Raw genomic sequence first — 16,421 nt, 5'->3', positions numbered from 1 at the left:
AGGGCGGCCCCGATATTGCGGGCCGCCCTTCTCGTGAAGTCAGTTCGCTACGATGTTGACGAGCTTGCCCTTGACCGCAATAATCTTGCGCACCGTCTTGCCGTCCGTGACGGCCTTGACCTTGTCGAGCGCGAGCGCCGCATCCTGCAGCGCCTCTCCCTCGAGATCTGCCGCGACGAACACGCGGTCCACGATCTTGCCGTTGACCTGGACGGCGATCTCGACCTCGGCGTCCACCGTCAACGCCGGATCGTACGACGGCCACGCCGCATAGGTGACGCTCTCCGCGTGACCGATCCGCTCCCACAGCTCTTCGGCGATGTGCGGGGCAATCGGGGACAGCATCTGCACGAAATGCTCAAGCGCCTTCTTCGGCAGCTCCTCCGCCTTGTACGCCTCGTTCACGAAAATCATGAGCTGGCTGATCGCCGTATTGAAGCGCAGCGCTTCGTAGTCCTCGGTAATCTTCTTGACCGAGCGGTGCCACGTCTTGCGGAACGTCTCCTCGCCCGCGACATCCTTGATCTTCTCGCTCAGCTCGCCGTTCTCCCCGACGAACAGGCGCCACACGCGTCCGAGGAAGCGGTAGATGCCTTCGACACCGTTCGTATTCCAAGGCTTGGTCGCCTCGAGCGGCCCCATGAACATCTCGTACACGCGCAGCGTATCGGCGCCGAACTCGCCGACGATGTCGTCGGGGTTGATGACGTTGCCGCGCGACTTGGACATCTTCTCGCCGTTGGTGCCGAGGATCATGCCCTGGTTGACGAGCTTGTGGAACGGCTCCTTCGTCGCGACGACGCCCAGATCGTACAGCACCTTGTGCCAGAAGCGCGCATACAGCAGATGAAGCACGGCATGCTCCGCGCCGCCGATGTACAGGTCGACCGGCAGCCATTCGCGCTGCTTGGCCGGATCGCAGATCGCGTCCGCGTTCTTGGGATCGATGAACCGCAGGTAATACCAGCAGCTGCCCGCCCATTGCGGCATCGTGTTCGTCTCGCGGCGGGCGCGCCTGCCGTCAGGCAGCGTCACGTTCACCCATTCGTCCACGGTCGCCAGCGGCGACTCGCCCGTGCCCGAAGGCGTGATCGATTCGACATCGGGCAGCAAGAGCGGCAGCTGGTCCTCGGGCACCGTCTCCATGCTGCCGTCCTCGAAGTGCAGCACCGGGATCGGCTCGCCCCAATAGCGCTGGCGGCTGAACAGCCAGTCGCGCAGGCGGTACGTCACCTTGCCGCGGCCCTTGCCCTGCTCCTCCAGCCAGGAGATCGCCTTCGCGATCGCGTCCGGCGTGGACAGGCCGTTCAGGAAACCCGAGTTCACATGCTCGCCCTCGCCCGTATGCGCCGCTTCGTCGACGTTGCCGCCGCTGACGACTTCGACGATCGGCAGGCCGAACTTTTTGGCAAATTCCCAATCCCGCTCGTCATGTCCCGGAACGGCCATAATCGCGCCGGTGCCGTAGCCGCCCAGCACGTAGTCGGCGATCCAGATCGGCACGAGCTGCCCGTTCACCGGGTTGACGGCATGCGCGCCGGTGAAGACGCCCGTCTTGTCCTTGGCCAAGTCGGTCCGCTCGAGATCGCTCTTGCGCGCCGCCTGCTCGACATAGGCTTCTACATCGGCCTGCTGCGCGGCGGTCGCGATGACGGACACCAGCTCGTGCTCGGGAGCGAGCACGCAATACGTCGCGCCGAACAGCGTATCCGGCCGGGTCGTGAACACAGTCAGCGCCGCCCCCGGATGGCCGTCGATGTCGAACGTCACCTCGGCGCCGGTCGACTTGCCGATCCAGTTGCGCTGCATGTCCTTGATGCTCTCCGACCAGTCCAGCTCCTCGAGATCCTCGAGCAGGCGCTCCGCGTACTCGGTAATCTTGAGCATCCACTGGCGCATCGGCTTGCGGATGACGGGATGATTGCCGCGCTCGCTCAGGCCGTTGATGACCTCTTCGTTCGCCAGCACCGTGCCCAGCGCCGGACACCAGTTGACGGGCACTTCGGCAACGTAGGCAAGTCCCTTTTTGTAAAGCTGGATAAATATCCACTGGGTCCACTTGTAGTAATCAGGATCAGTCGTGCTGAATTCGCGTTCCCAGTCGTAGGAGAAGCCCAGCGACTTGATCTGGCGGCGGAAGTTGTCGATATTCTCCACCGTGATCTCGCGCGGATGGCGGCCAGTCTGCAATGCGTATTGTTCGGCCGGCAGGCCGAAGGCGTCCCAGCCCATCGGATGCAGCACGTTGTAGCCGCGCATCCGCTTGTACCGGCTGACGATATCGGTCGCCGTGTATCCTTCGGGATGTCCTACGTGCAGACCCGCGCCAGACGGATACGGGAACATGTCGAGCGCGTAGAACTTCTCCTTGCCTGCGTCCTCCGTCGTGCGGAACGTCTTGTTCTCGTCCCAGTAGCGCTGCCACTTGGGCTCGATCGCTTGCGGCTTGTAGCCGGGTTGTTGGTTGTCTTGTGCCATGGATGATGCTGCCCCTTCCGTCTGACTGCTCGATTAAAAACCAAAAAACCTCCCGCCCCAGCGAAAACACGCTAGGGACGAGAGGTTAAACTCGCGGTACCACCCTAGTTGACGCAGCCCTGCTTGGGCATGACGTCCACTCTTCCTCCTTAACGCGGAGGGATACGCCGCGCTTGCCTGAGATCCCAATCCGGAACCGGTCAAGGATTGTGCGCGGGGCTCCAAGGCGAGTTCGTCGCTGGCGCCAGCCGGCTTGCACCTACCGCCGGTTCTCTGGGTGACGCTGCGCGATTACTGTTCCTCTTCATAGCCGTTAATGCCTCGATTATAGCGGTTCTCGTCAATTCATGTCAAGCGTGCGGTCCCGCGCCCCGCCAGAACAGATTCACGATACGCTCCGCCAAGCCGCTCTGCTGTGCGTCCGGCGCCAGGGACGTATCCCGGCCGCCGACCATGAGCAGCGAGGAAAAGGCGTGCGCCAGCAGCAGCGGATCTTCTCCGCTCCGCATCTCCCCCGCCTCAGCGGCGACGGCGAAGTATTCGGCAAGCACCCGGTGGATGTCGTGTTCGGCTTCCCGAATCTGAAGGCGCTGCGCCTCGGACAGCGAATGGATCGCTTCCCGCATCATCGTCTCGAATTCGACATGGTTGACCGCGATTTTGGCTTCGGCCACCTTGACCAGTCGTTCGCGCAGCGTGCCGCCCTGTGCGAGCAGCTGGCGCGTGTACATGGCGATGCGCCCCATCATCTCGGTCACGGAGGCCGTGAAGAGATCCGACTTGCCGTTAAAATAATAGTATATGGACGCCTTTGTGACGCCGGCTTTTTCTGCGATTTGATTGAGGGAGACAGGTTCGTAGCCGTATGCCATAAATAGCGCCGAGGCTGCGTTCAGCAGCACCGAGCGGCTGTCCGTGTTTCCTTTGGGCCGACCGGGAGTGCGGCCTGTCTGTTGTCGTTTCACTGTGCCGATGCCTTCCCTTCGTAATTGTTGCATTATTAACCTTCCGGTATATATAATTAATAGGAGCTGTTGCAATACCTATTATTATAACGTAATCGAATCACTGGAGGGAACAATCGTGAGGGAGCATCGCGGGTATGGGAAAGGCATAACAGGACCTGTCGGCCGATGGGTGACGCTGGCGGCATGGATCGTCGCAGCCATGCTGCTCAGCATGCTGCTGCCGCAGGTCGGCAAGCACGAGACGAACAACGCGCCCAATCTGTCGGACAGCCGGCCATCCGTTCAGGCCGAAGCCGTCGCGGAGCGGGAGTTCGGCAACGGCGCGGACATCCCCGCGCTGATCGTCTGGCACAAGCCCGGCGGTCTCACGGACGAAGACCTTGCAGTCATCCGCGAACTGGCCGGCAAGTGGTCTGACGCGCCGGTACCTTATCAGACGTCGATCCCCCCGTTCCACCGGATGCCCGCGGCAGCGCTCAAGGCCGAGCTGTCCGAGGACGGCAGCACACTCGTGACGCCCGTTTTTTTCGACAAAAATGCGGATACGGATCAGTTGAAGACAGGTGTCACAGCGCTCAAGTCACAGGCCGGCGCACTGCTGAACGCCGATCCGTTCGAAGCGGATACGGAAAAGGAAGGAACGCTCAGCGCACGCGTCACCGGGCCTGTCGGCATCCAGATCGACGCGACTGGCCTGTTCGAGAACGCCGACTTCGCGCTGCTGATGGGCACCGTGTTGCTCGTGCTCGTCCTGCTGCTCCTCATCTACCGTTCGCCGATCCTCGCTCTCATCCCGCTCGTCGGCGTCGGCTTCGCCTACGGCGTCATCAGCCCGCTGCTAGGCTGGATGGCCCGCGAGGGCTGGATCACTGTCGATTCGCAGGGCATCTCCATCATGACGGTGCTGCTGTTCGGAGCGGGGACGGATTACTGCCTGTTCCTGATCTCGCGGTTCCGGCAGCTGCTGAAGCACGAGCCCGATAAAAGCAAAGCGCTGCGCACTGCGCTGACGGACGCCTCGGGTGCGGTCGCGATGAGCGGCATCACCGTCGTCATCGCCCTGCTCACGCTGCTGCTCGCGGAATACGGCGCATACAAGCGATTCGCCGCGCCGTTCAGCATCGCGATCCTGATCATGAGCGTCGCCAGCCTGACCCTCGTGCCCGCGCTGCTGTCCATCATCGGACGCGCCTCCTTCTGGCCGTTCGTGCCGCGCACGCAGCATATGCGCGAAGCTCGGGCAGCAAAGCGCGGCAAGCAGCCTCCCCGCCCCGAGGCGCCTCCCCGCTATCGTACAGGCAGTCTTGTCGTGAAGCGGCCGGGCTGGATCGCCGTCGCTTCGATCGTTTGCCTCGCGATGCTGGCGGGCGTGTCGAGCCAGATCAAGTTCACGTACGACATCCTCTCTTCGTTTCCGTCCAGTATGGAGTCGCGCGAAGGCTATGCGCTGATCGGCTCTCAATTTTCCGAGGGAGAGCTCGCGCCGGTCAAGGTCATCGTCGATACGGGCGGCCGCGATACGCAGCTTGGCGCCGAGCTGTCCGCGCTGCCGTACGTCAGTCGCGTCTCCGAGCCTGCCGCCGGACAGCGCGATCCGCATATCGTCGCGTACGATGTAGAGCTGGCCGTCAATCCGTACTCTCTGGAGGCGCTCGGCCATATTCCCGACCTGCGCGAAGCCGCCGGCAAGGCGCTCGCAGCAGCGGGCGACGCGCAGGCAGCCGACCACGTGTGGATCTCCGGCCAGACTGCCGAACAATACGATACGAAGCGGACGGGCGAGCGGGATACGCGGCTGATCCTGCCTGTCGTCATCTGTCTGATCGCGCTGCTGCTCCTCGTCTACTTGCGCTCCATCACCGCTATGGTCTATCTCGTCGGAACCGTCATTCTGTCGTATTTCTCGGCGCTCGGACTCGGCTGGCTGGTCATTCATTATCTATTCGGCGCGGATGCGATACAGGGAGCGATCCCGCTGTATTCGTTCGTCTTCCTCGTGGCGCTCGGGGAGGACTACAATATCTTCATGATCTCGAGCATCTGGCGCAAACGCAAGGAAATGCCGCTGCGCGAGGCAATCCGCGAGGGCGTGGGCGAGACGGGCGGCGTCATCGCGTCGGCGGGGCTCATCCTGGCCGGCACATTCGCCGTGCTGGCGACGCTGCCGATTCAGGTGCTCGTCCAATTCGGCGTCATCACCGCGATCGGCGTACTGCTGGATACGTTTCTCGTGCGGCCGTTCCTCGTGCCGGCCATCACGGCGCTGCTGGGCGATTGGTCGTTCTGGCCGGGACGGCGGCATCTGGCGGAAAAAGCGAAAGCGAAAGGCTGAAACAAGCAAAAGAGCGGTCGCCCGAGTCATCATGATTCGGGCGACCGCTCTTTTCTGTGCGTGGGGCGATGATGCGCTCGGGTGAGTTCGCAGGCGCATCGCCTGCACTACAAGAGGCGATGATGCGCTCGGACGCGCCGACAGGCGCATCGCCTGCACTACGAGAGGCGATGATGCGCTCGGACGCGCCGATGGGCGCATCGCCTGCACTACGAGAGGCGATGGCTACGCGGGACACGCCGACAGGCGCATCGCCTTCACTACGAGAGGCGATGATGCGCTCGGACGCGCCGATGGGCGCATCGCCTGCACTACGAGAGGCGATGATGCGCTCGGACGCGCCGATGGGCGCATCGCCTGTACTACGAGAGGCGATGATGCGCTCGGACGCGCCGACGGGCGCATCGCCTGTACTACGAGAGGCGATGATGCGCTCGGATGCGCCGACAGGCGCATCGCCTGCACTACGAGAGGCGATGATGCGCTCGGACGCGCCGACAGGCGCATCGCCTTCACTACGAGAGGCGATGATGCGCCCGGACGCGCCGACGAGTGCATCGCCTGCACTACGAGAGGCGATGATGCGCTCGGACGCGCCGACAGGCGCATCGCCTTCACTACGAGAGGCGATGGCTACGCGGGACGCGCCGACAGGCGCATCGCCTTCACTACGAGAGGCGATGATGCGCTCGGACGCGCCGAAGGGCGCATCGCCTGCACTACGAGAGGCGATGGCTACGCGGGACGCCGCGCGACGAAGAACAGCCGCTCGCTGGCCGCCGTCGGCGCGTGCCAGGAAAAGTCGGCGCATCGATCCAGCAGCTCGAAGCCGGCCTCGGATAGCTGATCCGCCAGCCAGTCGGGCTCGTAAGCGCGCTGCACATGGCCCTCCTCGAAGCGCCGGTACAAGCCCGAGCCGCCATCCTCCCGCACGAAAAAGGTCAGCTCGTGCTCCACCTCGCGACGCTCGGCATCATAATCGCAAGTCCATAGATAGGCAATGTCCTTGTCGTCCAGCACAAACGGCTGCTCCTCCCCGTAGCGAGCGAGCTGCGAGGGCGCGTGCACGTCGAACACGAACAGGCCGCCGGGCCGAAGCCCCGCGTATGTATGCTTGAACGCGGCGGTCACATCTTCGGGCTCCGTCAGGTAGTTCAAGCTGTCGCAGAACGACAGGACGCAATCGATCGGCTCGGGAATCTCCCAATCTCGCATATCCTGCTGGAGCCAGCGGATGCTGCCCTCTTCGCTGCCCGTGGCGCGCGTGACGCCGCGCCGCGGCACCGACTCCCACTTGGCACGGGCGACGGACAGCATGTCCGCCGACAGATCGATGCCGAAGATGCGGAATCCGGACTTGGCCAGCGGAATGGCGATATTGCCCGTCCCGCAGCCCAGGTCTACGACAGTCTCGGGCATGCCGTAGCGTTCCCAGCACCCTCTGGCGAAGCTGAGCCATTCCGGATAAGGCATATCCTCCATGAGCCTGTCGTACACCGAGGCGAATTCACGATAGCTGCGCATTGATGTCTCCTTGGCGGCGACGCTGCTCACCCACTGTCGGATAAGTCAGGCCGCCTCGTAGTCATAATTGCCGTTAACCTGCTAACGCTCGCCCTCTAAGAACGCTCCCCGCCCTCGGAAGGCTGCCCGGCATCCTTCCCTGCACCGTCCGTTTGCGTACCGTCCGTCTGCGTACCGGCCAGTCTCGTCCAGTTGCCGTCCTGCACGACGAGACGGTCTTTCATGAGCTTGCCCAACGCCCGCTTGAAGGCGGACTTGCTCAGGCCGAAGCGCTTCTGGACGACGTCGGCGGGCGTCGCGTCCGAATACGGCATCGCGCCGCCCGGTCTTCCCTGCAGGAAGGCGAGGATGCGGTCCGAATCCTCGAGTCGGCCGACCTCCTTGGCCGGACGCATGGACAGCGTCACCCTGCCGTCGTCGCGCACTTGCGTCACCCGGGCGTGCACCTTCTCGCCGAGCCGCAGCGGCCGCGCCATCGAGGCGTTCGGCATATAGCCGAGCGCGCCGTAGCCGAGCACGCCACCGTCCGCCAGGACGAACACGCCGTCTTTGTAAATATCGGTCACCCAGCAATCCCGCTGTTCGTGATGCCAGGAGGAAGGAGCGCGGAAAACGATACGCTCGTAATCCTCGATCTTGGCGAGCCGGGCCAGCATACGACCTTCCTTGTCGTGCTTCATGACGACGTGAAGCTCGTCGCCGGGCTGGGGCCAGCGGTCGCGGCTGTCCGGCAGCTCCTTGATCGGCAGCAGCAGCTGTCTGCCGATGCCAAGCTCCAGGAAGCAGCCGAACCGGGGATGGAAGTCTGCCATCTCCAGCCGTCCCATCTGACCAAGCTCAAGCTTCGGCTTGCGGGTCGTCGCCGTAATACGACCCTTGTCGTCGTGAAAAAGAAAGGCGTCCGCGGAATCGCCGACCGACGGACGGCCTCCCGCAGCTTCGCCGTAAGGCAACAGCACCTCTTGCGTTCCCTCCGCCTCGTCCTCGGCCAGAAACCAGCCGTACGGCGGCACTTCTCGCCGAACGAACAGTGTAGCCGTCGTGCCGGCGATCAGCGTCATGCGAATTCAACCGCCTTCGCATCGGACCACAGACGCTCCAGCGAATAGTACTCGCGCTCGTCGCGGTGGAATACATGCGCCACCACGTCGCCCATATCGATGAGCACCCAGCGCGCCGTATCCATCCCTTCGATGCGAACCCGTGCGCCGGCTTCCTCCGCACGCTTCTTGATCTCGGTCGCGATCGATTGGACCTGCGTATCCGAGTTGCCGTGGCAGATTACGAAGTAATCCGCGACGAGCGATATATGCTGCAGATTGAGCGCGACGATGTCGTTTGCTTTTTTGTCGTCGGCCGCATCCACGACTTGCTTCAACAATTGATCAGATCCTGCCATTGGTTCAGCCTCCCTTTACCTCTCGCTTGCCTTGCCCGCTGCCGCGATCTCTCGCACCAGATCGTTGCGCGCCAATATCGTCAGCGGGAAAATCGTCTTGCCGCGCTCGATCAGAAATCCGATCGTCGAATCGAATCCTGCGACAAGCGCCTCGTTCAGGCGATGCTCGGCCAGCTCGCGAATACGCGCTACGCCGGGGAACTCGCGACTCGGCTCCATATAGTCCGCCAGGCACACGATGCGATCCAGCAGCGTCATGCGCTCCCGGCCGGACGTATGGTACCGCACCGCGTCCAGCACTTCCTCGTCCTCGATGCCGAGCTCCTCCCGGACGGCCCAGGCGCCGACATGGGCGTGCCACAGTTCCTTGTCGTAGTCCAGCAGCTCGGCCGGCAGCCCCTGCTCCCGAATGATCCGCTCCATGCGGTCCGTCGGCCATGCCTTCGCGTAGTCGTGCAGCAGCGCGGCCAGCCAGGCTTTGTCCGGATCGCCCCCGAACCGCTGCGCCAGCACATAGGCCGTGTCGACGACCCCGGCTACATGCCTGTACCGTTTCTCCGGCATCTGCCGCTTGACGGCTTCAATCAACAGCTCGCGGTCCATACAATCCCTTCCTCTCGATCTCCGTCCGCACCGCTTCGGGCACCATATAGCGGATGCTTCTGCCTTCGGCGCGCCGCCGCCGGATATCCGTCGACGAGATGCCGATCTGCGGCATATGCGCGTCCAATATGCGGCCCTGCAGGTACGCAGGCAGCGGCTGCCTCTCGCCTTCGGCGAGGCCGCCGGCCGCAGGACGCTCAAGCGCGATAAACGTCACCAGTCCGGCCAGCTCCTCGATCCGCCGCCAGCGCGGGAGGTCGTCCCGCATGTCCGCGCCTACGATCCAGTAGAAGGCGTCATCCGGATGGCGCCGCCTGAGCTCGACGACCGTGTCGATCGTATAGGAGGCGCCTTGCCTGTCGAGCTCGATATCCTCGAGCCGGAAACCCGCGTGGTCTGCGATCGCCGCCACGACGAGCGCCCGCCGATCCGCGCCGGAGGCGCCAGGCTGCGGCTTGTGGACCGGCACCGAAGTCGGAATGAACCACACCTCGGACAGCTCCGCCGCCTCGCGCGCCGCCTCCGCGGCCAGCAGATGGCCGATATGCACGGGGTCGAACGTGCCCCCCATCAGCCCGATGCGTCTCATGCGCGCCCTCCCCTGTTACGGAAGCTGAATCTGCTTGTTGTCCCGCGATTCCTTGTACAGCACGATCGTCTTGCCGATGACCTGCACAAGCTCGGCGCCGGAGCGCTCGGACAGCTCGCGCGCGACCTCGTAGCGGTCGTCGTCGTTATTATTAAGAATCGATACCTTGATCAATTCGCGCACCTCGAGCGCTTCCTCGATGTGACGGATGAGATGGTCGTTCGTGCCGCCTTTGCCGACCTGGAAGATCGGGGTCAGGTGATGGGCTTCCGAACGCAAAAATCGTTTTTGTTTGCCGGTCAGCATGCGTGTTCCCTGCTCTCTCTAATGTATAGGCTTCTAGACGGCCGCCGTCCCGGCGAACGAGGCGAGCACTTCTTCGCGCATCGCCCGCGCCGGAGCCGGCAGGCCGGTCCAATATTCGAAGGCATATGCCCCTTGGTAGACGAACATGCCGAGCCCGCCGTGAATGCGGCAGCCCCGCTGCTCCGCCGCGCCGAGGAACGCCGTCTTCAGCGGATTGTAGATCAGATCGCTCGCCACCGCGCCCGGCCGCAGCCAGGCCGGGTCGGCAGGCATCGCCTCGGTATGCGGCGCCATCCCGACGGATGTCGTGTTGATGACGATGTCCGCTTCGCCGCAGGCTTCGGCGAGCAGATGCCACGGCAGGACCTTCAGGCGCCCGTCCGACGGGAGCGCGGCGGCCAGCCCGACGGCCCGCTGCTCCGTCCGGTTCGCCAGCCAGATCTCGGCCGTATGCTCCCGCTGCAGCGCCCATACGATGCCGCGCGCAGCCCCGCCCGCGCCGAGGACAAGCACGCGCTTGCCGGTCAGGTCGGGTTCGGCCTCTTCCTTGAGCGACCGGACATAGCCGATACCGTCCGTATTGTAGCCGATCAGGCGCCCGTCCTCGTTCACGATCGTGTTGACCGCGCCGATCGCGCCGGCGCTCTCGTCGATCTCGTCGAGATAAGCCATCACCTCGACCTTGTGGGGGATCGTCACGTTGAGCCCCCTGAAGCCGAGCGCACGAATGCCGCGGATCGCGTCGCCGAGCCGTTCGGGCGCTACGTGAAAGGCGCCGTAAGCGCCGTTCACGCCGCTCTCGCGGAACGCCCTGCCCAGCATGACCGGCGATCTGGAATGGCGGATCGGATCGCCGATGACGCCGTAGAGTACCGTATGACTGTTCATGCTTGCGGCATCCTCCCGATTCCCGATTACAAGATGCAATCTCTTAGCAGCACCTTGATGCCCTTCGGCGCGTAAATGTCCACCACTGCGCCCGTCATGCCGTTCGCTTTGATCCAGCCCAGGCCCGATATGAACAGGTCTTTGGGTCCGCCGGGCGGGATGCGGATATTGTGCCGCACGAGCGGCGGCATGTCTGCGAGCGCCTCGCCGGAAGGCGGGGACAGCATCTCGCCGCGATGATTGGCATACAGCTCGTCCGCCTTTTCCTGCTTCGTGCGGTGCACGGGAATGCCGGCCGCCAAATAGGCGGTAAAGGACTGGCGTTCGCCGGCCATAAAGTCGAAGCGGGCCAGCGAGCCGAAAAACAGTGTCTGCTTCTCGTAAAATTGATAGGTGAGCGGCTTGAGCGGCTTGTCCGGCAGCAGCGCCTGCAGCGTGTCGCGCGGAACGATCTCGGACAAACGCGATTTGTAGACGATGCCGGGCATGTCGATGATGCTGCGCCCGTCGTCGAGCGGAATCCGGATGGCGTCGAGCGTCGTGCCTGGATAGCGGGATACCGTCAGCTCCCGGGCGAGATCGCTGTAGTCCGCGATCAGCCGGTTGACGAGCGTGCTCTTGCCGACGTTCGTCGCGCCGACGACATATACGTCCCGGTCGCCGCGCATGGCCCCGATCGCTTCGACGACCTTGTCGAAGCCGATGTTGCGGCGCGCGCTGCACAGGACGACGTCGGCGACCTTGAGTCCGCCGGCCTTGGCCTGCTTCTGCACCCAGTTGCGCAGCCGGTTCCAGTTGGTCACCTTGGGCAGCAGGTCGATCTTGTTCACGACGAGCAGCACCGGATTGTTGCCGACGAACCGCTGCAGTCCCGAGATCAGCGAGCCCTCGAAGTCGAACAGGTCGACGATATGCACGACGAGGCTGCTGGTCGACCCGATGCCGCCGAGCAAACGCAAAAAATCGTCCTGGTCGATGGCGACAGACGAGGCGTCGTTGTAATGCTTGATTCTGAAGCATCGCTGGCAAATGATCGGCTCCCGCTCGCGCGCCGCCTCCGGCACGTACCCGGGGCGCGCCGGTTCGTCGATCTGCAGCGCCACGCCGCAGCCCGCGCACTTCATGTCCTTCCAGTTGTTCTCAAGTAACGGCAATGCTACTTGTCCTCCTTATTCGGCCATAGGCCCTGCTTGGTCAGCCTTGCAAGCGCGATCTTCTCGATGCGGCGGTTCATTCTCGTGCCCCAGCCTTCCTCGCCTCTGGCGATCGGGGTGACGAGAATCGTGTGCAGTCCCATCCGGCGTCCGCCGAGCACATCGGTCATCATCTGGTCGCCGACGACGACGGCCTGCTCGGGCGCGAGCGACAGCTGCGCAAGCGCCTGCCTGAACGCCTTGGTGAACGGCTTGCGGGCGGCCGGAATGAACGGGATGCCGAGCGGCTCCGCGAACTTCGCCACCCGGGTCAGATTGTTGTTGGATAAAATGACGACCTTGAATCCGAGCGACTTGACCTTGTCCAGCCAAGCGATCAGCTCGGGCGTGGCGAGCGCCGTGCCGGCGCTGACGAGCGTGTTGTCCAGGTCGGTGATAATGCCGCGCACGCCCATGTCCGCAAGCGACGCCAAATCTATATCGAAGACGGTATTGACGAGTTGGTGAGGCAGCAAGCGTTCAAACATGCAGCAAGCTCCAGTCTCTATCGGATTGTTCAAAATATACCACACCCGTACCTGCCTTGCAAAAAAATCGCGTCCAAGCGGCAATCCGCAGCGAGGCGTCCGTTGCGGCACTGCCAAGAAGGCCGCCCGGACGATACAAAAGGAACGCGCCGCAAAGCGCGTTCCCCGTCGGTCAAGCTATAGCGACTTGCGGATCTTGTCCGCCATCGCGCTGAACTGCGCCAGATCGCCTTCGTCCGCGGCTTGACCGCCGTATCTGGCGGATTCGAACTTGTAGAGCACGCCCTCGAATTCGGGACGCAGCGAGGAGAAGCGGCTGCTCCAGCCGAGGAACGCCTCCCGCAGCGTATCGTGCTCGCTGCGTCTGAGTCCGCGCCGGCTCAGGAAAGCGAGCAGGCGCTCCATCTCGCGCACGATCTTCTGATTCGGCGCCAGGCCGCGGTAGCGGACGCGCCGGAACATCGATGCCGTCCATGCGCGACGCCGGATCAGCAGCGCGCCGACGCCTGCGAGCACGAGCGCGACGCCTGCGATCGCCCATGGGAGCGCGGACCAGCCGCCGGCATGGCCGGATTCAACCGTCTCGTCCGGCGCGGCTGCGCCGGACGGAATCGGCAGATCCGGCAGATCGGGCTGCGTGCCTTGTACTGTAGGCTGCGGGACCGAGAAGCCGGCCGTCGGCTCGAACGGGACCCAGCCGACGCCTTCGAAGTACACCTCCGCCCAGGAATGCGCATCCGCGTTCCGCACGGTATACGTACCCGCGCCGCTCGGATCGGGGACGTAGCCGGCGCCCATCCGGTAGCCTTCTTCGTCCAGCCTGTTGGAGCCTGTCGCATATCCCTTGACCCAGCGTGTCGGCAGGCCGACAGCCCTCGCCATGACGACGAATGCGGTGGAATAATAATCGCAATAGCCTTCCTTGATCTCGAACAGAAATGCATCCGCGATATCCTTGCTTTTCTGCAGGCTCACGTCCGGCGTATTCGTGTACGGATAGTTGAGCCTGAGGTAGCTCTCCAGCGCCTTTGCTTTGTCGTAATCGTTCGCAGCCGCCGCCGCGATGCCGGCAGCCAGCTCCGACACGCGGTCCGGGATGGCGGGCAGCTGTTCGTAGGGCGCCAGATCGAACGGCGCCTGCGCGCCGTGCGACTTGGCCGACCGCAGCTTGTTCTCGTCGATGACGAGCATATCCGATTCGACCGTATAGGACTCGACCGCGGCGGCACGCTGGAACTTCAGCTCCTGCTCTTCCTTGTTCCACGTCAGCTTGGCGCTGCCGCTCACGCCGTCCCATGCCGTCAGATTGTTGATATGCCCCGCGCCGAACAGTACGGGCAGACGATCCTTGCGCAGGATCGTGAATGTCTGTGTGACGCGCTTGGTCTCGACATCCCCGTCGGTCAGCTTGTCGGCCGGCAGGTCCCGCGTTCCCGGTGCGGCCGGCGTCGTCTCCATGTCTTTGCGGTCCGCCCACCCTTGCCCTGTATACTCCGCCTTCGTCTCGCCGCGCCAATACGCTTTCTGATTCGTATCCACGGTCATGACGGGCGAATAATCGAACTCGAAGCCGCCGCCGATCTTCGTATCGCTGCGTCCGTATCCGGACTTGGACGATCTGCCCGAGCCCGAGCCGTCGCTCACGTACCCGCCTTCTCCCGAGAATGCAGGCACCTCCCTGTTCTGCGCCTGCATCCACAGCGTATACGGGTCTGTCAGCAATACGGGTGCCCGCGGCACCGCAATGCCGGCCAGCATGAGCAAGCCGATAACGATGACCGCCGGCACCGCCAGATCGAACGGACGCTCGGCCAGCGCCGACCAGCTATCGAAGTGCCGCTCCTTGAGCTGTCTAAGATGAAGGACGACCAGCCAGCCGAGACCGGCTACGACGACCCAAGCGATATTTTGCCAGAGCTCCAGCGGGAAAAAGGAATCGATAATGGCCATGGTCGCGACCGACATCAATATGAAGCCGATCGCCCGGATTTTGTTGAGCCCGAGAGAAGCCATGTAGTGAATGAGAAGCATGACGCCTGCCGCAATCTCGAAGTAAGGATGGAGCTGCCGAACGTTCCCCTCGGCGAACGTCCGAAGCGCCGCCCAGCCTCTGAGTCCGTCGGGCCAGGCCATCCACTCGAATGGCGTCAGCAGCATGACGGCGGCGATCGCGACGGCCAGCTGCAGCGCGAGCCGCATGAAAAAAGCGCGGCTGACGAGCAGATCGATCACGGCGAGAGCGGCGACCGAGGCGTATACGACGGCATAGGTCTCTTCCCACCAGTATTGCTTGAACACCTGAATCAACTGAAGCACGATCACGATGACGAACAGCCGGTGAAGGCGCTCCAGCACGAGCCTGCGCCAATACTTTGTCTCCGTCCTCCGGCCTGCGCCGGCAACCATCATATTCAAGCTGTACCCGCCTCCAATGCCGTGGGCAGATCTTCCAGGCGCATGATGGTGCAGAGCTCCCACTGCCGGCTGCGGAACATCTTGGCCCATTGGGCCAGCCGCTCGGGCGGCTCGGCAGGCTGCGCCCGCTCTGCGATATGAATATGGCAGGGACCGGTGCGCTTCGCCGCCAAGCCCTCAAGCGCGAACAGCGTCTCGTCCTCCATCGACGGACTGACGAGCACGAAGCACGCGCCGGCTTCGAATCGCTCCGACGTTCGGCGGAGCACATGGTCCAGCGGCTCGCTGCCGTCGGCCTCTACGTCGATCAGATGCTCCATGAGCTGCTCGCGGTTCACCGGCATCCTGCCGGCGCCGAACCAGCCCGTCTGCGCGCCCGCGGATACGAAGCCGACGGGCATGCCTCTGCGCAGCGCCAGGTTCAGCAGCGAAGCGGCCGTGGACACGGCCAGTTCAAACGCGTCGGGGCTCTTGTAAGCGCCCGCCCGGCGGTCAAGCACGATCACGAAGCGCGGCAGCGCCTCGCGCTCGTATTCCTTGGACTTCCATTGACCCGTGCGCGCGGTCGCATTCCAGTGGATGCGGGACATCCGGTCGCCGTGGATATAATCCCTGACGCCGTCGATTTGGGTCGTCTCCCGCGCCCACAGCGAGCTGGCGCGCTGCTCGATCTGTCCGGCCCGCGCCTTGCGCAGATGGCGCCACTCGTGAAGCTCGATCGTGCGCGGGAGCACCTTGATCTGACGCTCTTCGCTGAAGGTGCCCCGATGCTCGAACAAGCCGAATATATCCCGGGTCGAACATTGCGTATCCAGAAACTTGTAGCGGCCCCGCCGCAAGGGCGCGGATTCGTAATCGACCAGTCCGCGGCGCCTGTAGTCCGGCACGAACGACAGCTCGTACTCCTGCAGATCGGACCCGCCGACGCGGATCAGCCGCTCGCGGACGATCACGTAGGGGAGCGGCCAGAAGCCCGGCACCTGCATCTGCAGCCGGACCCGCAGCCGGGAGCCCGCCGCATGCAGGTCGTCCTGGCCCGAGGATGCGACCAGCGTACGCGTGCCCCGAATCCCGCCGATGCCGCTCCAGCGCCCGAGCAGCAGGTACAGGCCGAGTCCGTTGACGATGACGAACAGCATCAATGAAGTTTTGCCGCCCTGGAATACGACGAACGATAAAATGACGGCATACAGAAAGGCGCAAAACCAGCCGAAGCGGATTTCCGGCAGGCGCTTCAT

At 63.6% G+C, this 16,421-nt stretch carries 15 protein-coding genes and 1 other annotated feature; of the genes, 1 reads left to right on the top strand and 14 read right to left on the bottom strand.

Going from position 1 to position 16,421, the window contains the following annotated elements; all coding sequences use genetic code 11:
* Nucleotides 1-39 precede the first annotated feature (39 nt).
* Nucleotides 40-2,478 (bottom strand): leucine--tRNA ligase, encoded by a 2,439-nt coding sequence (gene leuS / locus VQ071_RS03670; protein WP_340512505.1) that lies wholly within the window; start codon nucleotides 2,476-2,478, stop codon nucleotides 40-42.
* 70 nt (nucleotides 2,479-2,548) lie between these two features.
* Nucleotides 2,549-2,795: a binding site (T-box leader), on the bottom strand.
* Between the two features lie 33 nt (nucleotides 2,796-2,828).
* Entirely contained in the window at nucleotides 2,829-3,443 is a 615-nt protein-coding gene (locus tag VQ071_RS03665) for a TetR/AcrR family transcriptional regulator (RefSeq protein ID WP_340512504.1), read from the bottom strand.
* 118 nt (nucleotides 3,444-3,561) lie between these two features.
* Here VQ071_RS03665 and VQ071_RS03660 point away from each other — a divergent pair, with 118 nt between their 5' ends.
* Entirely contained in the window at nucleotides 3,562-5,778 is a 2,217-nt protein-coding gene (locus VQ071_RS03660) for an MMPL family transporter (protein ID WP_340512503.1), read from the top strand.
* On the opposite strand, the gene VQ071_RS03655 is transcribed toward VQ071_RS03660, so the two are convergent.
* The 12 genes from VQ071_RS03655 to VQ071_RS03600 form a co-directional block, all read right to left on the bottom strand.
* Nucleotides 5,702-6,589, bottom strand: coding sequence for a hypothetical protein (locus VQ071_RS03655; protein WP_340512502.1), 888 nt, complete (start codon nucleotides 6,587-6,589; stop codon nucleotides 5,702-5,704). The genes VQ071_RS03660 and VQ071_RS03655 overlap by 77 nt on opposite strands.
* Nucleotides 6,514-7,302, bottom strand: a complete 789-nt coding sequence (locus VQ071_RS03650; RefSeq protein ID WP_340512501.1) for a class I SAM-dependent DNA methyltransferase — start codon at nucleotides 7,300-7,302, stop codon at nucleotides 6,514-6,516. The genes VQ071_RS03655 and VQ071_RS03650 overlap by 76 nt, the downstream gene beginning before the upstream one ends.
* A gap of 95 nt (nucleotides 7,303-7,397) precedes the next feature.
* Nucleotides 7,398-8,363, bottom strand: coding sequence for a CvfB family protein (locus VQ071_RS03645; protein WP_340512500.1), 966 nt, complete (start codon nucleotides 8,361-8,363; stop codon nucleotides 7,398-7,400).
* Nucleotides 8,360-8,701 carry a ribosome silencing factor gene (rsfS, locus tag VQ071_RS03640; protein ID WP_340512499.1) on the bottom strand — a complete coding sequence of 114 codons (342 nt, stop codon included), beginning with the start codon at nucleotides 8,699-8,701 and terminating at the stop codon, nucleotides 8,360-8,362. Before rsfS ends, VQ071_RS03645 begins: the two co-directional genes overlap by 4 nt.
* A gap of 15 nt (nucleotides 8,702-8,716) precedes the next feature.
* A complete protein-coding gene (gene yqeK, locus VQ071_RS03635; protein ID WP_340512498.1) occupies nucleotides 8,717-9,304 on the bottom strand; it encodes a bis(5'-nucleosyl)-tetraphosphatase (symmetrical) YqeK in 588 nt (195 codons plus the stop codon).
* Nucleotides 9,282-9,893, bottom strand: coding sequence for a nicotinate-nucleotide adenylyltransferase (gene nadD, locus VQ071_RS03630; protein WP_340512497.1), 612 nt, complete (start codon nucleotides 9,891-9,893; stop codon nucleotides 9,282-9,284). The genes yqeK and nadD overlap by 23 nt, the downstream gene beginning before the upstream one ends.
* Before the next feature lie 15 nt (nucleotides 9,894-9,908).
* Entirely contained in the window at nucleotides 9,909-10,199 is a 291-nt protein-coding gene (gene yhbY, locus VQ071_RS03625) for a ribosome assembly RNA-binding protein YhbY (RefSeq protein WP_340512496.1), read from the bottom strand.
* A 33-nt stretch (nucleotides 10,200-10,232) separates the two neighbouring features.
* Entirely contained in the window at nucleotides 10,233-11,087 is an 855-nt protein-coding gene (locus VQ071_RS03620) for a shikimate dehydrogenase (protein ID WP_340512495.1), read from the bottom strand.
* A 26-nt stretch (nucleotides 11,088-11,113) separates the two neighbouring features.
* The gene (gene yqeH / locus VQ071_RS03615) at nucleotides 11,114-12,211 is read right to left on the bottom strand and encodes a ribosome biogenesis GTPase YqeH (protein WP_340512911.1); all 1,098 of its coding nucleotides are present in this window, start codon (nucleotides 12,209-12,211) and stop codon (nucleotides 11,114-11,116) included.
* A gap of 32 nt (nucleotides 12,212-12,243) precedes the next feature.
* Nucleotides 12,244-12,768, bottom strand: coding sequence for a YqeG family HAD IIIA-type phosphatase (locus tag VQ071_RS03610; protein ID WP_340512494.1), 525 nt, complete (start codon nucleotides 12,766-12,768; stop codon nucleotides 12,244-12,246).
* A 177-nt stretch (nucleotides 12,769-12,945) separates the two neighbouring features.
* Nucleotides 12,946-15,177: a DUF4129 domain-containing transglutaminase family protein gene (locus VQ071_RS03605; RefSeq protein WP_340512910.1), complete on the bottom strand. Its 2,232-nt coding sequence runs from the start codon at nucleotides 15,175-15,177 to the stop codon at nucleotides 12,946-12,948.
* A gap of 2 nt (nucleotides 15,178-15,179) precedes the next feature.
* The gene (locus VQ071_RS03600; protein ID WP_340512493.1) at nucleotides 15,180-16,421 is read right to left on the bottom strand and encodes a DUF58 domain-containing protein; all 1,242 of its coding nucleotides are present in this window, start codon (nucleotides 16,419-16,421) and stop codon (nucleotides 15,180-15,182) included.

The sequence above is a fragment of the Cohnella sp. 56 genome (assembly GCF_037963805.1).
In the GTDB taxonomy this organism is placed as follows: Bacteria; Bacillota; Bacilli; order Paenibacillales; family Paenibacillaceae; genus Cohnella.
The sequence above is the reverse complement of the archived record's forward strand: the minus strand, read 5'-3'. Positions and strand labels throughout refer to the sequence as shown.